This is a genomic window from Pseudomonas sp. IT-P171, from assembly GCF_949767765.1.
GTDB classification, from domain to species: Bacteria; Pseudomonadota; Gammaproteobacteria; order Pseudomonadales; family Pseudomonadaceae; genus Aquipseudomonas; species Aquipseudomonas fluorescens_B.
This window is the reverse complement of the sequence record NZ_CATKQN010000044.1, coordinates 124455-149129: the sequence shown is the minus strand read 5'-3', so window position 1 is coordinate 149129 and position 24675 is coordinate 124455. Positions and strand designations below refer to the sequence as shown.

Annotated in this window: 26 protein-coding genes and 2 pseudogenes; 14 read left to right on the top strand and 14 right to left on the bottom strand. The window is 57.5% G+C overall.

The window, feature by feature from the left end; translation table 11 throughout:
• Positions 1-22 precede the first annotated feature (22 nt).
• Positions 23-493 carry a DUF2271 domain-containing protein gene (locus ACM6I5_RS20610; RefSeq protein WP_414878809.1) on the bottom strand — a complete coding sequence of 157 codons (471 nt, stop codon included), beginning with the start codon at positions 491-493 and terminating at the stop codon, positions 23-25.
• A 92-nt stretch (positions 494-585) separates the two neighbouring features.
• Entirely contained in the window at positions 586-909 is a 324-nt protein-coding gene (locus ACM6I5_RS20605; protein WP_414884554.1) for a PepSY domain-containing protein, read from the bottom strand.
• A 132-nt stretch (positions 910-1041) separates the two neighbouring features.
• Here ACM6I5_RS20605 and ACM6I5_RS20600 point away from each other — a divergent pair, with 132 nt between their 5' ends.
• The gene (locus tag ACM6I5_RS20600; RefSeq protein ID WP_414878810.1) at positions 1042-1701 is read left to right on the top strand and encodes a response regulator transcription factor; all 660 of its coding nucleotides are present in this window, start codon (positions 1042-1044) and stop codon (positions 1699-1701) included.
• Entirely contained in the window at positions 1698-3026 is a 1329-nt protein-coding gene (locus tag ACM6I5_RS20595) for a sensor histidine kinase (RefSeq protein WP_414884553.1), read from the top strand. The genes ACM6I5_RS20600 and ACM6I5_RS20595 overlap by 4 nt, the downstream gene beginning before the upstream one ends.
• Positions 3027-3383: 357 nt before the next feature.
• On the opposite strand, the gene dctM is transcribed toward ACM6I5_RS20595, so the two are convergent.
• From dctM to dctP, 3 genes are all read right to left on the bottom strand, one after another.
• Positions 3384-4667, bottom strand: a complete 1284-nt coding sequence (dctM, locus tag ACM6I5_RS20590; RefSeq protein ID WP_414878812.1) for a C4-dicarboxylate TRAP transporter large permease protein DctM — start codon at positions 4665-4667, stop codon at positions 3384-3386.
• Positions 4664-5296 carry a TRAP transporter small permease gene (locus ACM6I5_RS20585; RefSeq protein WP_414878813.1) on the bottom strand — a complete coding sequence of 211 codons (633 nt, stop codon included), beginning with the start codon at positions 5294-5296 and terminating at the stop codon, positions 4664-4666. The genes dctM and ACM6I5_RS20585 overlap by 4 nt, the downstream gene beginning before the upstream one ends.
• 63 nt (positions 5297-5359) lie before the next feature.
• The gene (gene dctP, locus ACM6I5_RS20580) at positions 5360-6355 is read right to left on the bottom strand and encodes a C4-dicarboxylate TRAP substrate-binding protein DctP (protein ID WP_031318693.1); all 996 of its coding nucleotides are present in this window, start codon (positions 6353-6355) and stop codon (positions 5360-5362) included.
• Between the two features lie 717 nt (positions 6356-7072).
• Between dctP and ACM6I5_RS20575 the strand changes: the two are divergent.
• The 8 genes and pseudogenes from ACM6I5_RS20575 to arsJ form a co-directional block, all read left to right on the top strand.
• Positions 7073-7183, top strand: a pseudogene (locus ACM6I5_RS20575) (ArsR family transcriptional regulator); the annotation flags it as partial.
• 8 nt (positions 7184-7191) lie between these two features.
• Complete coding sequence (locus ACM6I5_RS20570; RefSeq protein ID WP_030131004.1) at positions 7192-7554, top strand: metalloregulator ArsR/SmtB family transcription factor; 363 nt, start codon at positions 7192-7194, stop codon at positions 7552-7554.
• Positions 7555-7590: 36 nt separating this feature from the next.
• Positions 7591-8061: an arsenate reductase ArsC gene (locus ACM6I5_RS20565; RefSeq protein WP_017337865.1), complete on the top strand. Its 471-nt coding sequence runs from the start codon at positions 7591-7593 to the stop codon at positions 8059-8061.
• Positions 8062-8122: 61 nt separating this feature from the next.
• A pseudogene (locus ACM6I5_RS20560) lies at positions 8123-8266 on the top strand (arsenical-resistance protein); the annotation flags it as partial.
• Positions 8259-8975 carry an arsenical resistance protein ArsH gene (arsH, locus tag ACM6I5_RS20555; RefSeq protein ID WP_414878816.1) on the top strand — a complete coding sequence of 239 codons (717 nt, stop codon included), beginning with the start codon at positions 8259-8261 and terminating at the stop codon, positions 8973-8975. The pseudogene ACM6I5_RS20560 and the gene arsH, both read left to right, overlap by 8 nt.
• Before the next feature lie 12 nt (positions 8976-8987).
• Positions 8988-9287 carry a protein phosphatase gene (locus ACM6I5_RS20550; RefSeq protein WP_414884552.1) on the top strand — a complete coding sequence of 100 codons (300 nt, stop codon included), beginning with the start codon at positions 8988-8990 and terminating at the stop codon, positions 9285-9287.
• 23 nt (positions 9288-9310) lie between these two features.
• Complete coding sequence (locus ACM6I5_RS20545; protein WP_414878817.1) at positions 9311-10315, top strand: ArsJ-associated glyceraldehyde-3-phosphate dehydrogenase; 1005 nt, start codon at positions 9311-9313, stop codon at positions 10313-10315.
• Between the two features lie 9 nt (positions 10316-10324).
• Positions 10325-11545, top strand: coding sequence for an organoarsenical effux MFS transporter ArsJ (arsJ, locus tag ACM6I5_RS20540; protein ID WP_017337869.1), 1221 nt, complete (start codon positions 10325-10327; stop codon positions 11543-11545).
• 145 nt (positions 11546-11690) lie between these two features.
• Here the strand turns inward: arsJ and ACM6I5_RS20535 are convergent, their stop codons facing one another.
• The 6 genes from ACM6I5_RS20535 to ACM6I5_RS20510 form a co-directional block, all read right to left on the bottom strand.
• Positions 11691-14369, bottom strand: coding sequence for a cation-transporting P-type ATPase (locus ACM6I5_RS20535; protein ID WP_414884717.1), 2679 nt, complete (start codon positions 14367-14369; stop codon positions 11691-11693).
• A gap of 354 nt (positions 14370-14723) precedes the next feature.
• Positions 14724-15587: an MBL fold metallo-hydrolase gene (locus tag ACM6I5_RS20530; RefSeq protein WP_414884551.1), complete on the bottom strand. Its 864-nt coding sequence runs from the start codon at positions 15585-15587 to the stop codon at positions 14724-14726.
• A gap of 137 nt (positions 15588-15724) precedes the next feature.
• Positions 15725-15913, bottom strand: coding sequence for a DUF2892 domain-containing protein (locus ACM6I5_RS20525; RefSeq protein ID WP_017337873.1), 189 nt, complete (start codon positions 15911-15913; stop codon positions 15725-15727).
• Positions 15914-15926: 13 nt separating this feature from the next.
• Entirely contained in the window at positions 15927-16346 is a 420-nt protein-coding gene (locus ACM6I5_RS20520; protein ID WP_017337874.1) for a DUF6691 family protein, read from the bottom strand.
• Positions 16343-16783: a YeeE/YedE family protein gene (locus tag ACM6I5_RS20515; RefSeq protein WP_414884550.1), complete on the bottom strand. Its 441-nt coding sequence runs from the start codon at positions 16781-16783 to the stop codon at positions 16343-16345. Before ACM6I5_RS20515 ends, ACM6I5_RS20520 begins: the two co-directional genes overlap by 4 nt.
• Positions 16780-17094 carry an ArsR/SmtB family transcription factor gene (locus ACM6I5_RS20510; protein ID WP_017337876.1) on the bottom strand — a complete coding sequence of 105 codons (315 nt, stop codon included), beginning with the start codon at positions 17092-17094 and terminating at the stop codon, positions 16780-16782. Before ACM6I5_RS20510 ends, ACM6I5_RS20515 begins: the two co-directional genes overlap by 4 nt.
• 538 nt (positions 17095-17632) lie before the next feature.
• Here ACM6I5_RS20510 and ACM6I5_RS20505 point away from each other — a divergent pair.
• Complete coding sequence (locus tag ACM6I5_RS20505; protein ID WP_017337877.1) at positions 17633-17920, top strand: hypothetical protein; 288 nt, start codon at positions 17633-17635, stop codon at positions 17918-17920.
• 348 nt (positions 17921-18268) lie between these two features.
• On the opposite strand, the gene ACM6I5_RS20500 is transcribed toward ACM6I5_RS20505, so the two are convergent.
• Positions 18269-19120: a helix-turn-helix domain-containing protein gene (locus ACM6I5_RS20500; protein ID WP_414878821.1), complete on the bottom strand. Its 852-nt coding sequence runs from the start codon at positions 19118-19120 to the stop codon at positions 18269-18271.
• Between the two features lie 158 nt (positions 19121-19278).
• Here ACM6I5_RS20500 and ACM6I5_RS20495 point away from each other — a divergent pair, with 158 nt between their 5' ends.
• Positions 19279-20676 carry an NAD(P)/FAD-dependent oxidoreductase gene (locus ACM6I5_RS20495; protein WP_414884549.1) on the top strand — a complete coding sequence of 466 codons (1398 nt, stop codon included), beginning with the start codon at positions 19279-19281 and terminating at the stop codon, positions 20674-20676.
• 12 nt (positions 20677-20688) lie between these two features.
• Entirely contained in the window at positions 20689-21054 is a 366-nt protein-coding gene (locus ACM6I5_RS20490; protein ID WP_414884548.1) for a cupin domain-containing protein, read from the top strand.
• Between the two features lie 18 nt (positions 21055-21072).
• Here ACM6I5_RS20490 and ACM6I5_RS20485 read toward each other — a convergent pair whose 3' ends face one another.
• Positions 21073-22356, bottom strand: a complete 1284-nt coding sequence (locus tag ACM6I5_RS20485; RefSeq protein ID WP_414884547.1) for a nucleotide disphospho-sugar-binding domain-containing protein — start codon at positions 22354-22356, stop codon at positions 21073-21075.
• 96 nt (positions 22357-22452) lie between these two features.
• A complete protein-coding gene (locus ACM6I5_RS20480; RefSeq protein WP_414878825.1) occupies positions 22453-23385 on the bottom strand; it encodes an FCD domain-containing protein in 933 nt (310 codons plus the stop codon).
• Positions 23386-23660: 275 nt separating this feature from the next.
• Here ACM6I5_RS20480 and ACM6I5_RS20475 point away from each other — a divergent pair, with 275 nt between their 5' ends.
• On the top strand, positions 23661-24635 hold the full coding sequence (locus tag ACM6I5_RS20475; RefSeq protein ID WP_414878826.1) for a spermidine/putrescine ABC transporter substrate-binding protein: 975 nt from the start codon (positions 23661-23663) through the stop codon (positions 24633-24635).
• Positions 24636-24675: the final 40 nt, after the last annotated feature.

Below are 24675 nucleotides of genomic sequence, written 5' to 3'. Positions count from 1 at the left end.
CAGCCTCCAGAGATGGCGGGTGCTATAGATCGTAAGTAAAGGACTCGACGTAGGTACTGCCGGGCGCTGGCTTGCCGGCGCCCTTGGATGTCAACGGCACGCTGACATCGGCGCGAGCGTCACGTTTGTCCTCGACGGCGCTGTCGATGCGGATCTGATACCCGGCATCGATCAGGGTGTCTGCCAGTTCGACGCTGACTTTGAGCGTGCGCCCGCTGCCGACACTGGCGCCGCTGACCCCGTCAAATTCGCTGGGGTTCATCCCGCTGCCACGGGCCCAGTCGCCCAGGTGCTTGTAGTACTTGGCCTTCTTGCCGGCCACCCACAGGGTTTTCTGGTATTGGCCATTGGCGTCGGTGACGTAGATCGCCAGGTAGGCATCATTGCCGCTGTAGTCCTTGAGCTGGGTGGTCAGGGTCACTTCACGGGCCTGGGCCAGCCCTGGCAGGGCAATGGCGCCGACGAGGCAGGTGGCTGCGATGATCTTCTTCATGAGGGTGTCCTTTTGATCGTTAGGTCGAGAGCCTGGACCTGCTTGCTGACAGCAACCTGAAACGCAGGAAAAACTCATCGACAGGTGAGGTGTCATTCGGTGATCGGGCTACCGAGGTAATCCCTGGCATTGCCATCGTCGCGGAAGTGGATCTCGAGGGTGCGCAGGCGCAGCGAGGCCGGTGAGTAGCAGGCTTCGATGGCGTTGCCTTTGCGATCCAGGCCCTTGAGCTCGTAACAGCCGTCGTCGACTTTGATGCGCTGCACGCTCCAGCCGTATTGCCGCTCGACCTGCTGACGCAAGGTGTCGCGCGGTTGCCAGTCGCTCACCGGGTCGCTGCAGTCGTCGTCAGCCAGGGCGTAACCGCTGAGCAGCAGGCTCAACAGCGCGGCATTGGCAATAAAACCTGATTTCATGATCTGTCTCCTGCCGAGGTCGGCGTCTGTGGCATACCCTAAGGTGCATTCCTGACAACCAGCTGAATCTTCAGATTCACGTCAGGTAAGGCGATTAAGGTGCTGCACGACAACCATCACAGGAGGTTCCAGATGCGGGTTCTATTGGTCGAGGACGCACCAGGGTTGGGGGATGCGGTGCGCGAGCAGATTGCCGATGACGGTCACGCCGTCGATTGGGTGCAGCGTCTGGACCACGCACGCAACAGCGTCCGCACCACGCCTTACGACCTGATCCTGCTGGACCTGATGCTCCCGGACGGTCGCGGGCTGGACTTTTTGCGTCAGCAGCGTTCGGCAGGTGACGTGACCCCGGTGATAATCCTGACGGCCCAGGATCAGATATCCGATCGCATTGCCGGCCTCAATGCCGGGGCCGACGATTACCTGGTCAAACCGTTCGATCTTTTCGAGCTTTCGGCCCGTGTGGCGGCGGTGGCCCGGCGTTATAGCGGCAATCCCAACCCGCAGATCAAGCTCGGTGATTTGCAGGTCGACATGAGTGCCCGCACCGTGCAGCGGGCCGGCACCACCGTGGACCTGACGGCTCGCGAATGGGCGCTGTTCGAAGCGTTCGTGCAGCGGCCCAGCGCGTTGTTGTCCAAATCGCAGCTGGAAGAACGTCTGTATGCCTTCGGCGCCGAAATCGAGAGCAATACCATCGAGGTCTACATCAGCCGGCTGCGCAAAAAACTGGGACGCGAGCTGATTGAAACCGTGCGCGGCATGGGCTACCGGTTGATGGCCGTATGAAGTCTTCTTTGAGCCTGCAAAAACGCCTCGGCCTCGGGTTGACCCTGGGCATGACTTTGCTGTGGCTGGGCGCGACCGTCGGCGCCTGGCTGGTGGTGCAACATGAGTTGAACGAGGCGTTCGACAGCGCGCTGGAAGAGACCGCGCAACGCATCTTGCCACTGGCCGTGCTGGAAATCAGCAACCGGGAGGAACCCCGTGAGGCTCAGCACGTTGCGACGTTGAAAATGCACAAGGAATACCTGACGTACCTGGTGCGCGATGCCAGCGGCAAGATCCTGATGCAGTCCCACGACGCCAACCCGAAGATCTTCAGTCAACAGCCGACTGAGGGTTTTTCCACCTCTGAAAAATACCGCTTGTATGGCGCCAGTGCATTGCGCGAAACGCTGTTCATTGAGATCGCCGAGCCGCTGGGGCATCGCCGTGAAGCCGCGCGGGAAGCCTTGTTTGCCTTGTTGTTGCCGCTGTTGGCGCTGATTCCCGTCAGCCTGTTGGGCACCTGGTTGTTCGTGCGGATCAGCCTGCGCAGTGTGTTGGCGTATCGTCGGGCGGTCGAGGCGCGTGGCGTGGGTGACTTGTCGCCGATCAAGGTGGCCCGCCTGCCGGCAGAAATCGATCCATTGGCCGAGGCGGTCAACCACCTGCTGGAGCGCTTGCGCAAGGCCCTGGAAGCCGAGCGCAGCTTTACCGCCAACAGCGCCCATGAACTGCGCACGCCACTGGCCGCGACCCTGGCGCAGATCCAGCGGTTACACCACGAGGCGCCCGAAGGCCCGTTGCGGGTACGAGCGGCGAAGATCGAAAACGCGTTGCGCGAGTTGGCGCGGCTTTCGGAAAAACTCATGCAACTGGCCAAGGCCGAGGGCGGTGGGCTGTTGTCCGAAACACCTCAGGACCTGATTCCATTGCTGGCCCATGGGGTCGACGAGTGGAACCATCGCAGCGGTCAGCGCATTGAGTTGAAGTTGCCCGGTCAAGCCAGCGTGTACTCGAGCATCGATCCGGACGCCTTTGGTATCCTGTTGCGCAACCTGATCGAGAACGCGCTGAAGTACGGCGCAGCGGATCAACCGATCGAAGTCAGCCTCACCGAACAGGCACAACTGCGGGTGGTCAATAGCGGCCCGGCGGTGCCGCAGTCGGTATTGCAGCATCTGACAGAGCGCTTTGTGCGCGGTCACAGTGAAATCAGTGGTTCAGGGCTGGGGTTGGCGATTACTAAAACCATCGTTCAGGGGGTTAACGCGAGAATGAAACTGTTTTCCCCTGCTACAGGTCGACAGGAGGGTTTCGAAGTGTGCGTCTGGTTACCGCTTGCCTAGTTTTAAACAGATCGCCCGCTCCGCTGGGCTCTTTCTCAGCGTCGAGAATAACGAACATCTCCCGCCAGGGTACAGCCGGATCAGCGTTCGAACATCATGCTCGGAAACACTGGTTGGTCGTGCGAGGACGGCAGATACCGTGGTGCTCCGTCCAAGGGATATTGGTGGGTACCTGGTTGTGTTTTCACAGTGGTTACGGCTGGTGGGACGCCTTTCGTATCGTGACAGTCAATGTGGCGACCAAAGGATTTGGTCCCCCTTCGACAAAAAGCCCGCCAAGTGTGGGCTTTTTGTCGTCTGGCTATCCGTTTAAACCGTGGCAATTTCCTTCATGACACGGGCGGCCAAGGTGGAAAGTCAACTCATGCCCAGCCAGTTTGGCAGCACAAGGGAAATCCAGGGAACGTAGGTAACCAGGATCAGGAACAGCAGCAGGATCATCAGCCAGGGCATGGCGGCCCTTACGGTGGCTGGCAATGTCATACCTGTCACAGCCGAGGTGACGAACAGATTCAGGCCCACCGGTGGCGTGATCAGGCCGATCTCAAGATTGACCACCATGATGATGCCGAGGTGAATCGGGTCGATACCCAGTTTGATGGCAATGGGAAAGAGGATCGGCGCCAGAATCAGAATGATGGCCGACGGTTCCATAAAGGCGCCCGCAATCAGTAGCACGATGTTTACCACCAGCAGAAACATGACGGGCGTCAGGCCGGCCTCGATCACCCAGGCGGTAATCTGTTGCGGAAGCTGCTCGGTGGTCAGCACATGGGCGAAGAGCATGGCGTTGGCGATGATGAACATCAGCATGATGCTCAACTTCGCAGAGTCCAGCAGGACTTTCGGGGTTTCACGAAACGTCAGGTCCTTGTAGACGAACAAGGCGATGAAGGCCGAGTAAACCGCCGCCACAGCTGCCGCCTCGGTCGGGGTAAACATTCCGGAGTAGATGCCACCCAGGATGATCAGCATCAGCAACAGGCCCCAAATTGCCTGGCGTGCGGTACCGAGTAGTTCACGCAATGTCGCGCGGGGCAGCGCGGGCAGGTTTTTCTTAACGGCGACAATATAGATCGCCACCATCAGCGCTGTACCCAACAACAAACCTGGCACCACACCCGCCATGAACAGCTTGCCGACGGAGGTTTCGGTCGCGGCGGCATAGACTACCATCACGATCGAGGGAGGAATCAGAATGCCCAGGGTCCCGGCATTGCAGATGATCCCTGCGCCAAAGGCCTGCGGATAACCGGAGCGCACCATACCGGCAATGGCAATCGAACCTACGGCGGCCACAGTCGCCGGACTGGAGCCGGAAAGAGCAGCGAATAGCATGCAGGCCAACACCGCCGCAATAGCGAGGCCGCCGCGAATATGGCCGACACAGGCATTGGCAAAATCGATCAGTCGACGGGCAACGCCACCGGTGGTCATGAATGCACCAGCGAGCAGGAAAAACGGAATGGCCAGCAGCGTGTAATGTTCCGAAGTCTCGAATAGCTTAATCGCCAGGGAGCGCACGGAATCGGGACTGAAAAAAATGATGGTCAAGGAGCCGGCCAGTCCCAGGGAAATGGCGATGGGAACGCCGATGAACATCAGGACGAACAGGGCCGCGAAAAGGAAAGTAATGGTCATGGCTTGTCGTCCTCGTGTTCGGCCAGTCTCAAGGCATCGGCGGCTTCATCAGCCAGCCCCAGACCGGTTTGGCGGTTCAGCAGGATGCGCACGAGAATCTCAGCGAAGCGAATGAAGACCAGGGCAAAACCCAAAGGGACGATCAAACCGATATGCCATTGCATGATGCCAAAGTGGCCAAGGTCCTCGGCACCGATGCCTGCATTCATCAGGGTCTGAATCCATTCGAAGCTGGCAACGCTGAGTAGCCCTGCATAGGTCAGGCAGCACAGACAGGCCACAATACCTATGTACTTCTGTACCGATCTGCTGGTCAGTCGGACGAGTGCGTCTACACCTATATGCCCCGCCGTGCGCACGCCGTAGGCCAGTCCGAAAAAGATCAACCAGCCAAACAGGGCTTTGGTCAGTGCGCTGCTCCAGGTCATCGCCTGGGCCATGCCCATGATCCCGTCGCCCATTGCGAATAACGGGGCGCTCGCAGCACCCCAATGATCGCCTAGCCAGTAGAAAAAACTGTAGAGGTTGTTGAGGATCACGTAAACGAACGTGACCAGCGTCATGGCGGCAAGAAGGAAGACGATAAAACCCTCCTCGAAGTGTTCCCAGATACGCTGAAGCGCTTTCATGGATGGCATCTCCTATCGAGTAATGATCGGCAGGTGCCGCCCTGGGCAGCACCTGCATTGCGATCATTGGGCCTTGTTGGCGGCTTCAGCGGCAGAGATCAATTCAGGACCGATATCGCCCTCAAACTTCTTCCATACCGGTTTCATCGCTTCTCGCCATTGTTCGCGTTCCTCTGGCGTCAGGGTGATGATTTCAGTGGTCTTGGCCGCCAGGATGCGCTGCTTGTCGCCCTCATTGAGTTGTTCCGCGTCCTTGTTCACCTGAGCTGTGACTTCAACGACAATCTTGTCCAGTTCACTTCGAACATCCGGCGGCAATCCATTCCAGAACTTGGTGTTAGTGATCAGCATATAGTCCAGTACACCATGATTGGATTCCGTGATGTACTTCTGCACTTCATACATCTTCTGGCTGTAAATGTTCGAGTAAGGATTCTCCGCACCGTTGACCACACCGGTCTGCAGCCCCTGATAAACCTCTGCAAAACTCATCTTGCGCGGATTGGCGCGAACAGCCTTGAACTGCTCCTCAAGCACGGCAGACGCCTGCACCCGGAACTTCAGGCCACGGGCATCGGTAGGGACGCGCAGTGGCTTGTTGGCCGAAAGTTGCTTCATGCCGTTGTGCCAATAGGCCAGGCCGGTGATGTTCTTGCTCTCCATGGACTTGAGCAGCCCTTGCCCCTGCGGACTCAACTGGAAGCGGTTGACCGCGGCGATGTCGTCAAACAGGAAGGGCAGATCGAACAACTGGACAGACTTCGTGTACTGCTCAAACTTTGCGAGCGAGGGGGCAATCAACTGCACATCTCCCAACAGCAAGGCTTCCATCTCCTTACCGTCACCAAACAGGGACGAGTTGGGATAGACCTCGACCTTGACCTTGCCGGGCAGGCGCTCCTCGACCAATTTCTTGAACAGCAAGGCGCCTTGACCCTTGGGCGTTTGCTCGGCGACTACATGTGAGAACTTGATAATTATTGGATCGGCGGCCATCGCTGTGCTCAGCGTACCGAAGACAAGGGTACAGGCGAGTGCTTTGCATATTGACTTGAACATCGGAGGTATTCCTCTTGTTTTAGTTTTTTGTACATTCCAGGCATTGGAGCTCATTCGTGCGGCGGACAAGAGGCAAGTCTAGGCGGAAAAATTCCATTGGGAGGATGGCAACCAGGATGGATTGAAATCCAGGTCATCGAATTCACTGAGATTGCAGCGAAAAATTAATACTGACGCGAGGAGCCGTACATCGTCCAATCCGACACAAGGTGCCGGAACAGGTCGTGAAGGCGGGAGAGCAGATACTCCCACCAGTGGACGAACTCATTGTGGCGCCGGGAGTATGAGCAAGTTCGCTCTGTCGTCGCGGCGCTGGCGGGTGATTGGGACGCGGTCAAAAGGGTTGAGCTGGTCCTCCCGGAAACTGGCATTTACAACTCGGAATTCGATGAAGTCGATGATCGCTTGAAGGCTTCGGCAAGCCAGACATCTTGTTGTGGCACTGGAGAGACAACCCTTGAGGCCGCGTGAGCGACAGATTTATTACAGATACCATATATATTTCGCAGCAGGTATTTGAAGAGCGCCGGAAAGCGATTCGACGTGGCTAACCCTGTATTACAGGGCTTTCATTGACAACGGTCGTCGGGATCCAGTCATTTTGATGGATTAATGTGTCGTTGACTCTTTACCTTGCATATGGGAAAACATATATTCGTTAAGCCGTATATGAGCTGAGGCTGCACAATGACCAGCAAAGCCCGTGTCCTGTTCGTCTGGAGTTTTGAAGACCCGGTCACCAGCACCAAACATGATGCCTTTCGTCTCACCCTTCACGAAATTCATGAGCGCATCAAGATGTTCGTCTTGGTCAAAAACAAACACTGAGAAACGATATGGCTGACCATCTGACACCGACCACTGTTTTCAAATGCCTGGCTGACGACACTCGGGTCCGCACGATGATGCTCATCACCCGTGAAGGAGAGCTTTGTGTTTGCGAGCTGACCTGCGCGTTGAACGAGAGTCAGCCAAAAGTCTCCAGGCACCTCGCGCAGCTGCGGAGTTGCGGCCTGTTGTCGGACCGTCGACAAGGCCAATGGGTGTATTACCGACTGCACCCGAATCTCCCGGATTGGGTTCATCAAGTACTGACCACTGTGCTCGAAAGCAACAAGCACTGGTTGAGCCCTGATGCCAAACGCCTTGATGAAATGGGCGACCGTCCTGAACGGGCACTGGCCTGCTGTGAAAGCTAAATAGCCTGACTCCGCCTTCGACTACGAGATCGCTCGATGAAAATCCTGTTCCTCTGCACTGCCAATAGCTGTCGCAGCATCCTCTGTGAAGCAGTCTTCAATCACTTGGCACCGGAAGGCATGAAAGCCTGCAGTGCGGGCAGTCAGCCCAAAGGTGAAGTGCATCCGCTGAGTCTCAAGACTCTGGAAAACGCTGGTATTTCGACGCTTGGGCTGTTCAGTAAGTCCAGCGATGCCCATGTGAATTTGGCACCCGACTTCGTCATCACGGTGTGCGACAAGGCTGCCGGTGAAGCTTGCCCGGTATTTTTCGGACCGGCCACCAAGGCCCACTGGGGGCTGGCTGATCCTTCGGAATATCACGGGACTCAAGAAGAGATCGAGGCGGCTTTTGAAGCCACGCTGGAGCAGATCAGAACCCGTATCCAGGCCTTCCTGGCATTACCGCTTTCGCAACTGAGTGCCGAACAGCTCAAGGCTCAGCTGGCCCTGATTGGCACGCTGTAACCCTAGGAGCAATTAACATGAGTAAAGGCCGCCTTTCCTTCCTGGACCGTTACCTGGCCCGTCACCAGTGGCCTTCGCCACGGTGATTGACCCTTGGGTGGAAGTGCCAGTGCTGATTTCCCTGGTCGGCGTGGCCCTCTGGTTGAAACGCCGTTGGTTCGATGAATCCAAGAGCGCCGTTGCGCAGGACAAACACTATGTTTGATGACTCTATCCCTCAACTCGATACCGAACTGGTTGATCTCCCATCGACTGACAAACTGGGTATCGAAAAGACCTCCATCCACAAGCCGCGCATTTTGCTGCTGTACGGATCGACCCGTGAGCGCTCCTTCAGTCGCCTGTTGGTCGAGGAGGCCGCTCGATTGCTGGAGCACTTCGGCGCCGAGGCGCGGATTTTCAATCCGTCAGGTTTGCCGCTGCCCGATGACGCACCCGACGATCATCCCCGTGTGAAGGAACTGCGCGAACTGATGTTGTGGTCCGAGGGGCAGGTCTGGTGCTCTCCAGAGCGTCACGGTTCCATGAGCGCGGTCTTCAAGGCGCAGATCGACTGGGTGCCACTGGCGATGGGCGCGGTACGCCCGACCCAGGGCAAAACCCTCGCCGTCATGCAGGTGTGCGGCGGCTCGCAGTCGTTCAACGTGGTCAATCAGCTGCGGGTGCTGGGACGTTGGATGCGCATGTTCACCATCCCCAATCAATCTTCAGTGCCAAAGGCCTATATGGAATTCGACGACAACGGCCGGATGAAGCCGTCTCCGTTCTACGACCGTGTCGTTGATGTGATGGAAGAGTTGGTGAAGTTCACGCTACTGCTTCGCGACCGTCAGGACTATCTGGTCGATCGTTATTCCGAGCGCAAGGAGTCGGCGGAAGAACTCATGAAACGTGTCAATCAGCGCTCCATCTGAGGGTTTTTCACCGTGCAACAACACCCATATTCCGTACTGCCGCTGGCACAGTTCAATGGCCAATTGATCTTCACCCCGTGTCCCGGCACGAAGGGCACCAAGCCTTTCGAGGCGCTGCAAACCGTCAAGGACGCGGGGGCATCGGCACTGCTGACGCTAACCGGTTTGGTTGCCACTCGGCTGTTGATCGAAAGCGGTGTGCCATTGTGCGATGCCATCCGCGATGTTCAGTCGCTGCGCCCGCGCGCTATCCAGCATCCTGCCCACAGTGAATACATCGGCCAGTTCGACACCCGGTCGAACGCCCACTGACACTCAATACAGAGCACAACAACATGGCTATCAAAGTTGGTATCAATGGTTTCGGTCGGATCGGTCGCCTCGCGCTACGAGCAGCCTGGAGCTGGCCAGAATTCGAATTCGTGCAGATCAACGACCCAGCGGGTGACGCGGCGACCCATGCGCACCTACTGAACTTCGACTCGGTACATGGTCGTTGGAATTACCAGGCCGACTCCGAGGGCAACAGCATCGTCATTGACGGCAAACGAATCAAGGTAACGGCCAACAAGGCAATTGCCGACACCGATTGGTCGGGTTGCGATCTGGTGATTGAAGCCAGCGGCAAGATGAAGACCGTCGCGGTGCTTCAGGCGTATCTCGACCAAGGCGTGAAGCGCGTAGTGGTGAGTGCGCCCGTGAAAGAGAAGGGCGCGCTGAATATCGTCATGGGTGTCAATCATCAGCTGTTCAAACCCGCTGAACATCGCATCGTCACGGCGGCGTCATGCACCACCAACTGTCTGGCGCCGGTGGTGAAAGTCATCCACGAGAAGCTGGGCATTCGCCACGGTTCGATCACCACCATCCACGACCTGACCAACACCCAAAGCATTCTCGATCAACCGCACAAGGATCTGCGCCGTGCGCGTGCTTGCGGAATGAGCCTGATCCCAACCAGTACCGGATCGGCCACCGCCATTGCCGAAATCTTCCCGGAGCTGCGTGGGCGCCTGAATGGTCACGCCGTACGCGTGCCGCTGGCCAACGCTTCGCTGACGGACTGTGTCTTCGAGGTCGAGCGAGCCACCACTGTCGAAGAGGTGAATAAACTTCTCAAGGACGCTTCCGAGAATGAACTGAAAGACATCCTCGGTTTCGAGGAGCGTCCATTGGTGTCTATCGACTACCGTACCGATCCGCGTTCATCGATCATCGATGCGCTGTCGACCATGGTTATCAACGGCACCCAGGTCAAACTCTATGCCTGGTACGACAACGAATGGGGCTATGCCAACCGTACCGTTGAACTGGCCAGAATGGTCGGTCTGGCAGTCTGAGGAGCGGTCATGAAATCGTTGTCAGCCCTGGCGCCGGAAGTGCGGCAGTACCTGCTCGTGACGGGCAACTACTGGGCCTTCACTCTCACCGATGGCGCCCTGCGCATGTTGGTGGTGCTGCACTTTCACGCGTTGGGCTACAGCCCACTGCAAATCGCGGCGTTGTTTCTGTTCTACGAACTCTTTGGCGTGATCACCAACCTGGTGGGGGGCTATCTCGGCGCGCGATTAGGCTTGAACCGAACCATGAACATCGGGCTGGGGATGCAGGTCGCAGCGTTGTTGATGCTGACAGTACCCTCGGCCTTGTTGACCATCCCTTGGGTGATGGGCGCGCAGGCGTTGTCGGGGATTGCCAAAGACCTGAACAAGATGAGCGCCAAAAGCTCGATCAAACTTTTAGTGCCCGATGGGCAGCAGGGCAAGCTTTATCAATGGATAGCCATCCTCACCGGCTCGAAGAACGCGCTCAAGGGTGTCGGCTTCTTTCTTGGCGGAGCCTTGCTGGCATTGATCGGTTTCAAAGGTGCCTTGCTGGCCATGGCGAGTGTCCTGGCGCTGATCTGGATCAGCAGCTTGATCCTGTTAAAAAAGGACCTGGGTAAGGCCAAAGCCAAGCCCAAATTTCGCGACATCCTCTCCAAGAGCCGGGCGATCAATATCCTCTCGGCGGCGCGGATGTTTCTGTTCGGCGCCCGTGATGTCTGGTTTGTGGTGGCCTTGCCGGTGTACCTGAGTAGTGTCTTCGGCTGGAGTTTCTGGAAGGTTGGCGGGTTCCTGGCAGCCTGGGTGATTGGCTACGGCATCGTGCAGTCCTTCGCGCCCAACATCACTGGAAAGAAACGTGGGCACGTACCGGATGGTCGTACGGCATTTCTGTGGGCACTCGCACTGGCAGGCCTCCCGGCGGCAATCGCTCTCGGGCTGAACACTGGTTTGTCGCAGCAGGCGGTGCTGCTCGGCGGATTAATGCTCTTTGGGGCGCTGTTCGCGGTGAATTCGTCGTTGCACAGCTACCTGATCGTGGCCTACGCCAAGGAAGACGGTGTGTCGCTGGACGTGGGGTTTTATTACATGTCGAACGCCATGGGGCGACTGATGGGCACGGTGCTCTCGGGCTGGGTTTATCAGATGTACGGGTTGGGCGCGTGCTTGTGGATATCGAGCGCATTCGTGTCGCTGGCCGCTCTGGTTTCTATCGCCTTGCCTCGGCATGCAGAGGCGATATGAAACCGTCAGACAGGACGGACTGAACCCTTTGAGACTTTGGCACAGAATCTGTGCCCCTGACTTACCGCCTCCTACCACCACGGACGAACCTTGGATCGGTGCAAGATGATCGAGTATAGCGATTCAATTCAGCTCGCAACCCGCGTTACTCGGACAGGCGGATTCGAATCTGTTTTTCAATCTCGATGATTGCAAAGAGCGCAACGCCCACCCCGATGATCAGCAGGCCGTCAACGAAGGGGATCGCTTCGGTTGCAAAAACCTTTTGCAGCGGTGGCGCATACGTGATGGCGAACTGCGCGAAGGTGACCACGGCGACTGTCATCCACACGACTTTGGTGCCACGAATGCCCTTCCAGGTAAGCGATGTGCTGTAGAGGTTGCGAATGAAGAACAGGTGGAAAATTTCCATCACGACTAACGTGTTAACCGCGATGGTTCGGGCCAACTCCACTGAGTAGCCCCGGTCGAGCGCATACGAAAAAATACCGTAAACGCCGCAGAGGAACAGAATAGAAACAAGCACCATATGCCAGACTAAAGCACCGCCTATGAGTGGCGCTTTGCGTGAACGGGGCGGTCTGAGCATAGTGTTTTCTTCGGTGGGCTCGAACGCCAGTGCGATGCCGAGCGTCACTGCGGTTATCAGATTGATCCACAGAATCTGTATCGGCGTCACCGGCAGCGTAATACCGAGCAGCAGGGCGACGATGATGGTCATTGTCTCGCCCGCGTTGGTAGGTAGCGTCCAGCTCAGCACTTTCTTGATGTTGTCGTAGACCGTCCGGCCTTCGCGCACAGCGGCCACGATGGATGCGAAGTTGTCATCGGCCAGCACCAGATCGGCGGCTTCCTTGGCGGCTTCACTGCCTTTTCCACCCATGGCGATACCGGCATCGGCACGCTTTAGCGCTGGTGCGTCGTTCACCCCATCACCGGTCATGGCCACTGTCATACCGTTCGATTGCAGCAGCATCACAAGCCTGAGCTTATGCTCAGGGCTGGTGCGAGCAAAGATATTGACGACCTTGACTGCCTCCTTGAGGGCGGTATCGCTCATGGCGTCCAGGTCAGCGCCAGACAGCACCTTGTCGGCATTTTGCAGGCCAATGTGGCGACCGATAGCGGCGGCGGTGCCTCCGTGATCGCCAGTGATCATCTTGACGACAATGCCTGCTGCCTGGCATTGCTGAATGGCCTTTTTTGTCTCGGGCCTGGGCGGGTCAATCAATCCGACCATGCCAAGCAAAGTTAAACTTCCTTGCACGTCCTCGAATTCCAGCACGGTATGCTCGGGTGGAACTTGTCTAACTGCTAACGCCAATACACGCTGCCCCTTGGCGGCAATGGCGTTTGCCTGTGCGTGCCAGTAGTCCGCATTGAGCGGTTCAGTCTCGCAAGCGTTTACAAGCTGCTGCGTGCTCATGGCCAGTATTTGTTCTGGCGCGCCTTTTACGTAGATAGAGGCATGTCGATCATGGTTGTGGTGCAGTGTCGCCATGAAGCGGTGTTTGGCGTCAAACGGTATGGCGTCGGTGCGGGGCCAGGCCTGATGATCTTCATCACGATCGATTCCGGTTTTTCCGGAAAATGCCAGCAAGGCACCTTCCATCGGATCACCCTCAACCTTCCATGAATCTTCATGCAGGCGCAGCACGGCATCGTTGCACAAACCGGCTGCGCGCCCCAGCTCTTCCAGCGCAGGGTGAGACGACTTGTCGACTGGCTGATCTGCAAGGCTGATGCTGCCCATTGGCTGATAACCTGCACCATCGACCGTGAAGACGAGATCGTTCGTCACGACCGATGCCACCATCATTTCGTTGCGGGTAAGTGTGCCGGTTTTGTCAGTGCAGATGACGGATACCGAGCCGAGTGTTTCGATGGCAGGCAGACGACGAACAATGGCGTTGCGACGAGCCATCGCCCTGACTCCGACAGCCAGCGTGATGGTCAGGACGGCGGGCAGCCCTTCAGGTATTGCAGCCACCGATATCCCGACCACGACCATGAAGATCTCGGTGAACTCGTAGTGCCCGACATAATGGCCATATACGAGTAACAACCCGCCAACCAACAAGATCAGGATCGTCAGCCTGCGTGCAAATACGTTCGTTTGTTGCACCAGCGGAGTCGTCAGCGTTTCTACTTCCGCAAGCAGCGTACTGATGCGTCCGATTTCAGCCGCTGCTGCGGTAGCAACGACAACCCCTGTCGCTTGCCCGCACGTCACAAGCGTGCCGCTGAACGCCATGCAGGTACGATCACCCAGGGCAGCGTCAAGCTCTACTGGTCTGGTATGTTTTTCTACGGGTAGGGATTCACCGGTAAGAATGGCTTCTTGAATCTGTAGTCTGTTCGCGTGCAGCAGGCGTAAATCAGCAGGGACTTTGTCGCCGGCCTCCAACAATACGATATCGCCCGGGACCAGCTTCTCGCCTGCAACGCTCAAGCGTTCGCCTGCGCGAATCACGGCGGCGTGCGGTGCCAGCATCTGCCGGATAGCGTCCATGGCTTTTTCCGCTTTGCCTTCCTGAACGTATCCAATGATTGCATTGGTAATGACCACCGCCAGAATCACCACCGTATCCCACAGGTGTTGCAACATCGCGGTAATCGCGGCGGATCCTAGAAGTACATAAATCAGAATGTTGTGAAATTGCAGGAGGAATCGCAGCCAGGCAGGTCGCCGTACTGCTTCTGGCAAGCGATTGAAACCCGTTCGGTCAAGCCGGGCTTGAACTTCATCGGCCGCCAGCCCGACATGCTCATTGACTTCAAGCAGGTTCGTCACCTGCTCTGCAGGCAGGGTATGCCAGGCCATGGAATGTGACGGAATGGGTATGGGCTCTTTTACAGCTTCACCGACCGGCTTCTTCAATGAGTTTCTCCTGTGCGCGCTCAACGGGAACGGGCTGAGGGGGCATGAGCGGGCGTGGATCGTTCAGGTCGGACATTCAAATCTCCTTGTTCAAACAAGTTTTGAAACTGCTCCGCTCAGAATAGTTTTAAACAATAGCAATCCACTTGTACGTTTATAGATTCAGCTGCCGGGGTTTGCAGCGCATGGCCTTGGCAGGCAGTTGAATCACGAACTGAAGCGTTCAGCTACCCTCGGGAGGCTGCGATGACATTGGTAGACGCTGAAGGTTTAAGTGAGTCAATTAACGTCAGCCACTCAGAGCACATTAAGAGGGATTTTCAGGTAGCAAGTGCCATTGCCTTCAGCTGGAGGCAAATTACCTGCTCGCATGTTCACTTGCACGGATGGCAGGATAAGTGTCGGCATGCCCAACGTAGCGTCCCGCGCTTGGCGCATAGCAACGAAATCTGCTTCGCCAGTGCCCTCATGCACATGAACGTTATGGGTTCTTTGCTCGGCAATGGTGGTTTCATTGCGGTAGTCATCTCGACCCGGGGCCTTGTAGTCGTGGCACATAAACAAACGGGTATCGTCGGGCAACTCGAACAACTTTTGAATGGACTGGAAGAGTTTTCGCGCATCGCCACCGGGAAAATCGCATCGGGCAGTGCCGTAATCAGGCATGAACAGCGTATCGCCGACAAAACCGGCATCACCGATTAGATAGGTCATGCAGGCCGGTGTATGTCCTGGTGTGTGGATGGCGTGCGCTTCGATCCCTCCGACCAAAAAGCGCTCACCGTCTTTCAGCAGCCGGTCGAATTGACGACCATCAGTGGCAAACTCGCTGCCAACGTTGAACAACTTACCAAAAGTATTCTGAACCACGGTGATCTGCTCGCCGATGGCCAGTTGGCCGCCCAACTCGCGCTTTAGATACTGCGCTGCGGAAAGATGATCGGCATGTACATGGGTTTCCAGTAACCACTCCACCGTAAGGGCTTGCTCCCGCACGTAGGCAATTAGACGTTCCGCGCTGTTGCAAGACGTGCGACCCGATGCGGGATCGTAATCGAGCACTGAGTCGATAACGGCGCAGTGCCCTGTATTCGGGTCGCTGACAACATAGCTGTAGGTATACGTAGCGGAGTCAAAAAAAGCTTCTACATGGGGTTTCATGATGGAATTCTCTTTTCGATATACGAAGTGGAGTGCTGATCTACCAATGGGCTTTTGGTCAGGAGCCGTGATCAGCGCTGCAGACCTGAACCACCACGGGCGCCTTCAGGCGCCCGCCAGTGTGCAACGGCCGTCGTTCAGCGACGGTTACAGGTCTTGATGCCCAGCAAGGTGTAGACAGGGCAGAAACGGAAAATGCCAGTGGCCAGCGGCACCAAACCGATCCAACCCCATGCGCCGATCACACCGGACAAACTGAGCCCAATGAGAAGCAGGCCGGCGACAATGCGCAGGCTACGGTCTATGGTTCCAATGTTCGCTTTCATGGCGATCTCCCGATCAATGGCTGCGCCGGCTCTCCAGCGCAGTAAACAACAACATGCCGGCCAGCATGGCCAACATGAACACGATCACTTGCCAGTGTCCTGTCAGCAGAATGGCCACTGCGGGGCCAGGACAGATGCCCGCTATTCCCCAGCCGATGCCGAACAACAGGCTCCCGCCAATCAAGCGCGGGTCCAACTCACGTTTGACCGGTAGCTGCATTGGCCTCCCCAGCAGCGAGCTGGATTGTCGGCGGGCCCAGGTCAGCGGGCCAAAAGCCACGCCAATGGCTCCCACCATGACCAACCCCAAGGAAGGGTCCCAGGCACCGGTTAAATCCAGGAAAGCGAGTACTTTGCTGGGGTTGGCCATGCCTGCCAGAAGCAGGCCCAGGCCGAACAGCAGGCCAGCAATGAATGCGGTCAGTTTGATCATGTCCAGCCCTCCAGCAGATGACGCAAGACAAACACTGTGACGAAACCACTGAACATGAAACACCCAGTGGCGACCATCGATCGCGGCGAAAGGCGCGACAGACCGCATACCCCATGACCACTGGTGCAGCCTGATCCGTATCGTGTGCCGATGCCCACCAATACACCGGCGGCGATCAGTCCGAACCAGCCACTTTGGAACTCAATCTGCGGCAGCGCAGCGAACAAGCCCCATAGAAGTGGCGCGATGAGCAGACCCAGGAGAAAAAGTGCTTTCTCACTTACCCCCTCGCTCCCGCGCTGTAAAAGACTGCCGATCAGGCCGCTGATGCCTGCGATACGCCCGTTGGCGACGACGAATAGACTGGCCGCCAGGCCAATCAGTGCGCCACCGGCAAGGGATGACCAGGGAGTGAAGTTGAGCCAGTCGACATTCATGACATTTCTCCGGCGCAAAAATGTTGATACAAGGTTTGGATGACTGCCAATGCTGCGGGACTGCTGATGCGATAGAACACCTGCTTTCCGTCGCGGCGGGTCTCCACCAGCCCTTCGCGACGGAGCACTGCCAGCTGTTGAGAGAGAGTCGGTTGCTGTATCCCCAGCAGTGACTCGAGATCGCTGACATTGCGCTCGCCTTGGGATAGCTGGCACAGGAGGATCAAGCGATCCGGATTGGCCAGGGCTTTAAGAAATTGGCTGGCAGCATCGGCATTGGCGTGTAGCTGCTGGATATCTGATTCGGGCATACGATTGGTCACTAATTAATCAGTTTGCTAAATTATAGTATATAAAAAAATAAAGTGTTTGGTGGTATTGATTTGCGCTGGTCACTGGCAGGCGAGATCGGGGAGGGCAAGTCACGGGCTCTGGGCGAGGCTTGGGTGTTGGCGCTGACGTCGTATTGACCTGATCCTTCGCACCAACGCCTGTTTGTTCGAATCACGCCGTCCCGAGCATATTTTTCAATGACTAAGGCCAATGTTCACAGCATTGGTCTTTTCCATGTACGTGACATGTGCGGAGAAGGCTGACGGCGGGTATCAGGGAAAAGCTGATATACGGGAAAGCCGCACTCGAATAAGGTGCAGCAGTTCGCCCTGCCAGCTGTTTCAGAGAAATGCTGAGTGGCCGCAACTGGTCAGGGTGGGCTTACTTTCTTGACTGCCCGGCCACTGTGCCGGGTTGTTGGTTTTCGCCATTCGTCCAATGCCGGGCACTTGAGCGCGGTGTGGCTCTCTCACGTTTAAGCACGGATTCACCCGGGCGTGAGAGCGGAGAGTCACCATGGAAATTGACGAGAATGCACCTGGCAACAGATCCCAACAGAGCGTGACGCGCACGGCGGACAACGAAACCGGCCATGACCCTGAAAGGGATGAGCCAGGGATTCCGTTGCAGCCGGACGACGGAGCCCCTGTTGATGAAGATATGACCGACGTGGAGGCCAACAACTCGGTATCGAGTGAGCATCCCGACGCTGGAACGAGCGGTCGCGTCGATAATCCGGATCAGGATGAAGATCATAAGGAGGCTCGCGGCATGCCGGCGAGCGATCCGGAATCTGGCGCCTGACCATGTTTGGATCATTTCAATAGCCCGCACAGCGCGGGCTTTTTTACGCCTCGAATTCACCTGTGGCCAGGGCCGCCCTCGGGAAGGCCTGGACGTCGATAACCGGACAGTGCGAGACAGGGCGTCGTCGCAGCCCTCTGTCATGAAATGAAAAGCCATTGTCGTCTGATGAGAAGCGACTCGCCAGACGGCGTCCTACAGTCCAATCAGCGCAATTCGACGCAGCACGTCCCAACTTGAGACTGGAGAATAAGAAAAAATGGCCAACGCCGTACGCTTCTACGAAACCGGTGGTCCCGAAGTCCTTCGTTATGAAGAGGTCGAGGTCGGCGACCGGGCCAAAGGGATTCAGGTGCACAGCGGGTACGGCATGTCGGAAACCTGCCCGGCCTTGCCAAGTCGTTGCACATAAACCTTCGGTGAACACCCGGTCCTCTGCTTGAAGCACCGATAAAAAGTCGACAGCGAGTTAAACCCCGCAGCACCGGCAATATCGTCAACCCGTGACGCATGCCGTTGCGCATTCAAGCGTTCAAGCGCCTCATCAAGCCGCAACTGATTGAGCAACGCATAAAACGTTTGCCCCCGAACCTGATTGAGAAAAAACGAAATCTGGTTACGCGTGTAACCCGTCGATGCCGCTACATGAGACAGGTCCAGCCGAGGATCCAGATAGGGCTTCGACTGCTCAAAGTACTGCTGCAAATCATTGGACAGCGCCCCGACCTGACGGGCAGACAATCCCAGCCGACTCACGGCATCGGCACTGTATGCCGGACGAATCACAGTGGTCGCCTGGCTGACCAATACCGCATGTTCGTTGACTTTGACAATCAATCCATCCTTCACCGAGAGCGCCTCGACAGTGCGAAATGAAACCAGGCCGTCGCTGCCATTGAGTGTCACCCGGTACTGCAGGAACGCGGTGTCGCCGTCGATGCGCAAGCGATCGGTGTAAGTCTGCAACTCTTCTGATCCTACCGGCATGCTCGCCGCGAGATAGTCGCGCAGCTGCGAGTGCTCGATGGTCCGGTTCTGGAAAAAATCGTTGTACTCGATAGCCGGGTGATAGAGCGCCATCACGCTGTCCAGGTCGCGTCTTTTCCAGGCCTGGTGGTAACGCACGGCAACTTCATGAGTCTGCGCGCTCGAAGGGTCCGCCAGGAAGGTGGGGGTGGTGTGTAAATCGAGTGCTTCCACAACGAGCTCCATGGCACAGATCAGGGCGAAGCCACGAGTATTCCAGATGCTGTGGTTTTCCGCCCGTGTCCGCTGCGAGGTTTACCGCATCGTTGTGCCTGTGAAAGCGCCGGCGATTGCTTTAGCGTCAGCCCATGATTTTTTCGGAGCATGAGTGCATGACGCTTCACACCGCGAACCGATCCCTGGCAGATGCCAGGCCTTATCCTGTCTGGCAGGAGACGCGAGTTTCTGCGCCTGCTGCACCGAGGCTCACCGGCGAAGTGCTGTGTGACATTGCGATAGTGGGCGGCGGATTCGTCGGGTTGTGGACGGCGCTGATGGCGCGTCAGCGTTGGCCAGATGCAACGATCGTTGTGCTTGAGGCCGGGCAATGCGGCGGTGAAGCCAGTGGGCGCAATGGCGGGTTCTGCGCGCCGAGCATCTCTCACGGCGTTTCCAATGCGCTGAAACGTTGGCCCGGGGAAGCGGAGCAACTGGTTCGACTGGGCAGGGAAAACCTTCTGGCGTTTGAAGAGGATCTTCAGCGCTATGGTATGGATGTAGCGTTCGAGCGCTCCGGAAAGTTGAACGTCGCGAGCCAGCCGTGGCAGGTTGAAGGGCTGAAGTCGATGCAGCGCAACTACCAGCGCTTTGGTATCGCCTGCGATTATCTGGAAGGCGACGCGCTGAAGTCCCACCTGGATTCACCGGCCTATGTCGCGGGTGTTTTCGAGCTCAATTATGCGTTGCTGAACCCGGTCAAGATGGTCGCTGAATTGCGCCGTGTGTGTCTTGCGCAAGGTGTGCAGCTGTTTGAGCATTCTCCGGTAACCAGCCTGCGCCAGGACGGAATCCATCAAGTGCTGGAGACCGGGTTGGGCTCCGTCAAAGCGGCGAAAGTCGCCCTCGGCACCAACATCGCGCCGCCGTTGCTGGGGGCGCTGAAGTCCAAGGTCATTCCCATATATGACTATGCCCTGGCGACCCGGCCCCTCGACGATTCGCAGCTGCGCGCCATCGGGTGGGTCGGTCGCTACGGTATCGCCGACAGTGGCAACCAGTTTCATTACCTGCGCAAGACCGAGGACAACCGCATTCTCTGGGGTGGTTATGACGCTATCTATCATTTTGGCAGCCGACGCGATGAGGCGTTGACCCAGCGTCCCGACAGCTTCGTGACGCTGGCCCGGCAATTTCAATCAACCTTCCCGGCATTGGCGGACGTCACGTTCAGCCATGCCTGGGGCGGCATCATCGATACCTCTGCGCGCACCACCATGTTCTGTGGCACTTCGTCTGATGGTCGCGTTGCCTATGCCCAGGGGTTCACGGGGCAGGGCGTGTCTGCCAGTCGTTTCGCGGCGTTGACCATGCTCGATTTGCTCGAAGGTCAATCGACCGAGCGCACGCAGTTGGCGATGACCTCGACGGCGCCTTTCCCGTTTCCACCCGAGCCCTTGCGATACGCGGGCGTCTCCCTGGCGCAGCGCTCGCTGGCCCGCGAAGACCTGACCGGGCGCCGCGACTGGTTGCTCAAGGGGTTTGATGCGTTAGGGATTGGCTTTGATTCTTGAACTGAAGTGAGCATGACCATGAACAACCCCGATCACATCATCGATTTCGCCAACCCCGAGTTGCCCGTCGTCGAGCTGGAAACCAGCGATCCTGCGCTGGTCGACGCCCCGTATTGCAGTCGCAGTTGGCGGCACTTTATGGCGCCGGAGAAAAATGCTGTCGCAGGCATCTGGGAGGCCCCCGAGCACCTTGAGCGCTGTGAATGTGATTACGACGAGCTTTGTCATTTGCTCGAAGGGCATGTCCGGTTGACCGACAGCAAGGGCGTCAGCCAGGAGTTCAAGACGGGCGCCACGTTCGTGGTCGCCGCCGGATTCAAAGGGACCTGGGAGAACCTGACGCCGGTGCGCAAGGTGTTCATGATTCTCAGGGGGTGATGCCTGTAGGCGCGAAGCTTAAGTGTTGGGCAGCGCCATGATCGCCTTTGCGGCAATGTCAGTGCCGCGAGTCGCCTGCATGTTTTTGCTTAACGATTCGAGACGTTGCTTCATCGCCTGGTCCGCCAGCAGTTGTTCGAGAGCCGCAGGTAACGCGGACAGCGGATCGGCAAACCTTGGCAAGTAGCGGCCAACGCCGACTTCCTCGGCGCGTGCGGCGTTGTCGTGACCGTCCCAGCAGTAAGGAATGATCAATGACGGCAAGCCGAAGTACAGCGCTTCGCAGAAGCTGTTGTTGCCGCCGTGGTGGATGAACAGCTGGCATTCCTTGAGTACGGCCGGCTGTGGAAACCAGCTGTCCAGGTACACGTTGTCCGGGACGGTGGTGTACATGTCCCGATAGGCGCCAACGTTGATGAGGAAGCGATAGGGCAGATGTTCGATGGTGCCGATCAGGCGCTTCATCATGTCGGTGTCGGCAGCCCCGAGACTGCCGAAGCTGATGTAAATCAGCGGCGCGTCGTTGTGCCTTGGGAAGTCGGGAACGATGTAGGGCGCTTCGCGACGTACGCAGCCGTCGAGGTACACATAGCGTTTCGGGTCCAGCGGCGGTTGGCGTTCATAACGCACCGGCGTGGGTGACAGCAACAGGTTGAGCCACGGTGAATCGACAAGAAACTGGACGGGCGGGCAAGGCGCGGTGCCGTTGTTCGCGAGAAACTGCGAAAAGCGTTCATGGGCCGGTGCGACGGCTTTGCGGTAATGCTCGGCAAAACGTTCGCGGGCCTCTTTGTCGCCAGCCAGGCAGCCTGACAAGTACGGCGGTACGGCGGCATCCGGCAATTCGGTTTCGGCACATGAAACCATCCGCACCCACGGGCATCCGGCGTTGGCGATGGCGGGGAACATCACCACGTTGTCGAGGACGATGACGTCCGGTTTAAGGCGGCCGAGCAACTGTTGCAGTGGCTTTTCCGCTTCGATCGCGGTGTCGATGATCGCTTCCCAGGCCGGCGCCACATAGCTGTCGATCTGTGCCAGCGGGGTCTGGTCGAAGTAGGGGATGTTGCGCTCGATAAAGCGCTCCCAGTAATGCTGGTGCTCCGCTGCCGACAAAGGACTGGCTTGCGGAATCGGATACTCGTCAAAGCCGTATTCGGCGAAGAGTCCCTGGAAATGTTCGTGGCAGATAAAGACCGGTTTTGCTCCCAGCTCACGCAGTGACTGGGCGATACCAATGCAGTTCAAGGCCGCGCCGAAACTGGCTTCCGGAAACAAGGCGATCAGTTTGTGTGGGTGCATGGCGAAGAAAGTCCGTGGCGGGTAAAGCCCACCGTGCCTGAGATGATTGGATGCTGTCTTATTTTATAAAAAAAATCATCCTGTTTTTTAAAGTGTTCAGCGACGCCCGAACAAATGGCCCTGCGGAATCCCGCGATTGGCAGTTTGCGGACGCTGGGCAGCGCTCAGGCGCAGGTGCAGGCGCAGCAGGTCGGCAGCGATCTCCAGTTGTCCGCGCTCGATGTGCGCAATGATTTGCAGGTGCTCGCGCAGGGCTTCCTGCAGGCGGTGCACGCTGACGGTCGGCAACAGATTCGGCAGGCGTCGCAGGCTCTGATGCTGGAGCAGGGCGTCGCCGATAAAGCGGTTGCCGCAGCTCTGGCCGATCAGTTCATGGAAGCTGATGTCCAGCTCGCGAAATTGCTGGATGTCGAAGTGTTCAACCGGGCTTGAAAGCAGGGTTTGCATTGCGCTGCGCAGCAGTGCCAGGCGTTGCGGATCGGCGTTGAAGTGGGGGCTGAGCAGCGCTTCCGGCTCCAGGATCAGGCGGAATTTGAGGCTTTCTTCGAGGGCCGCGAGGCTGTTCAGCGACGGGCGAAACAGCCAGGACTGGCCGGGGCCGCGTTCTATCGCCTGGCTTTCGCTGAGTTGCTGCAGGGCCTTCTGCGCTGCCGGCCGGCCGATGTCGTAACGACGCATCAGCTCGCTGATGCTGATGCTGTCCCCGAGGCGCCCGGCCATGCGGTCGCGCAACACCGAGGTCGCCAGTTCTTCTTCCTCGGCTTGTGGCAAGGCCGCGTTGAAGGCTTGGCCGCCTGGTGCGGCGAGCAGTCGATAGCCTTTGCCGGCTTCATGGCTCACCAGGTTTTCTTCCAGCAGTACTTTCAGTGCGCCCCGAATCAGGGTGCGAGACACCTGGAAGGTACGCGACAGCGCTTGCTCGGCAACCGGGTCGCCGGCCACCAGCCCGGTTTCCTGGGTGTGTTCCAGAATCCGTCGGGCGAGTTCCAGGTGATTGGTGCGGGGTTTTTTCTCGGGTGTTGTGCTCAAGCGTCTTATCTCTTTTGGTCGCTTTGGACTCAGGTGCTCATCTTATGCCATGCACCGTTGAGCCGTCAGGCACGAAAAAAGCGTTGACATCTTTTCTCGCTGGTCCTAATTTCTAAAAAAAAACACGTCAAACCGTTTATCTTTTCGCCGTACTGCCTTCGAACACAACAATAATCAATCGTCGGGTGAGTATTATGAGAAAGCTGAAAGGCCTTATGTGTCTGGGATTGAGCGTTTCCCTGGCGATCGCTTCACAGGCCGCAAGTGCAAAAGACATGGTGATTTCGATCTGGGACGGCTACATGGCCCCGGATGCGCTGGACAAGTTCAAAGCAGCCAGCGGCGTTGACGTCGACAAGGCTTTGCACGCGACCAATGAGGAAATCATGGGCAAGCTCATGGCGTCTGGCGGTGAAGGCTATGACGTTGTGTTTGTCTCCTCTCCCTTCGCCGAGGTCCTGCACAAGCAAGGTCTGCTGGCCGATATCGACCCCGTCAAAGTCCCCAACCTGAAAAACCTTTATCCCGAAGCCAACCAGCTGGAATACGACCCGGGCAACCATTTCTCGGTGCCATACACCTGGGGCACGACCGGGATTTGCTACCGCTCCGACAAGGTCACGCCGGCGCCGGTGAGCTGGAACGATCTGCTCAACCCGAGCGATGCGCTCAAAGGCAAAGTGACGATGCTCGCCACCGACCGCTGGATGCTCGGCGCCGGGTTCCTGGCCAAGGGCTGGTCGGTCAACGACAACGATCCCAAGCAGATCGCCGCCGTCCGCGATCAGTTGATCGCCACCAAGAAACGCATCCTCGCCTTCGACGACACCACCTTCTACTCCAAGCTCGCGTCCGGCGAGTCGCTGATGGCGCACGCGTGGGATGGCTGGTGCAACTACGGCACGCAAGCCAATGCGGCTATCAAGTTTGTCGTACCCAAGGAAGGTTCCGACCTCTGGGTGGACACCATGGTCGTGCTGAAAAGCTCGAAGCATCAGGAGGAGGCGTTCAAGTTCGTCAACTTCATGCTCGCCAAAGAAAACCACGCCTGGGTGGCGGAAAACATCCTCTACAAAGTCCCGAACCAGGCCGCAATGGCCGGTTTGTCGGCTGACCTGCTCAAACAATATCCCAACCTGACGATCGCCCCGAGCGAGCTGTTAAAGATGGAGCAATTGCGTGATCTGGGCGGCACCACGCAAAAGGCCTACACCCGGGCTGTCACCGAAATCATGGCGGCACAGAACTAAGCCTTGAAAACGTAAGCCGCACCGAACCGAGGCATGCCCG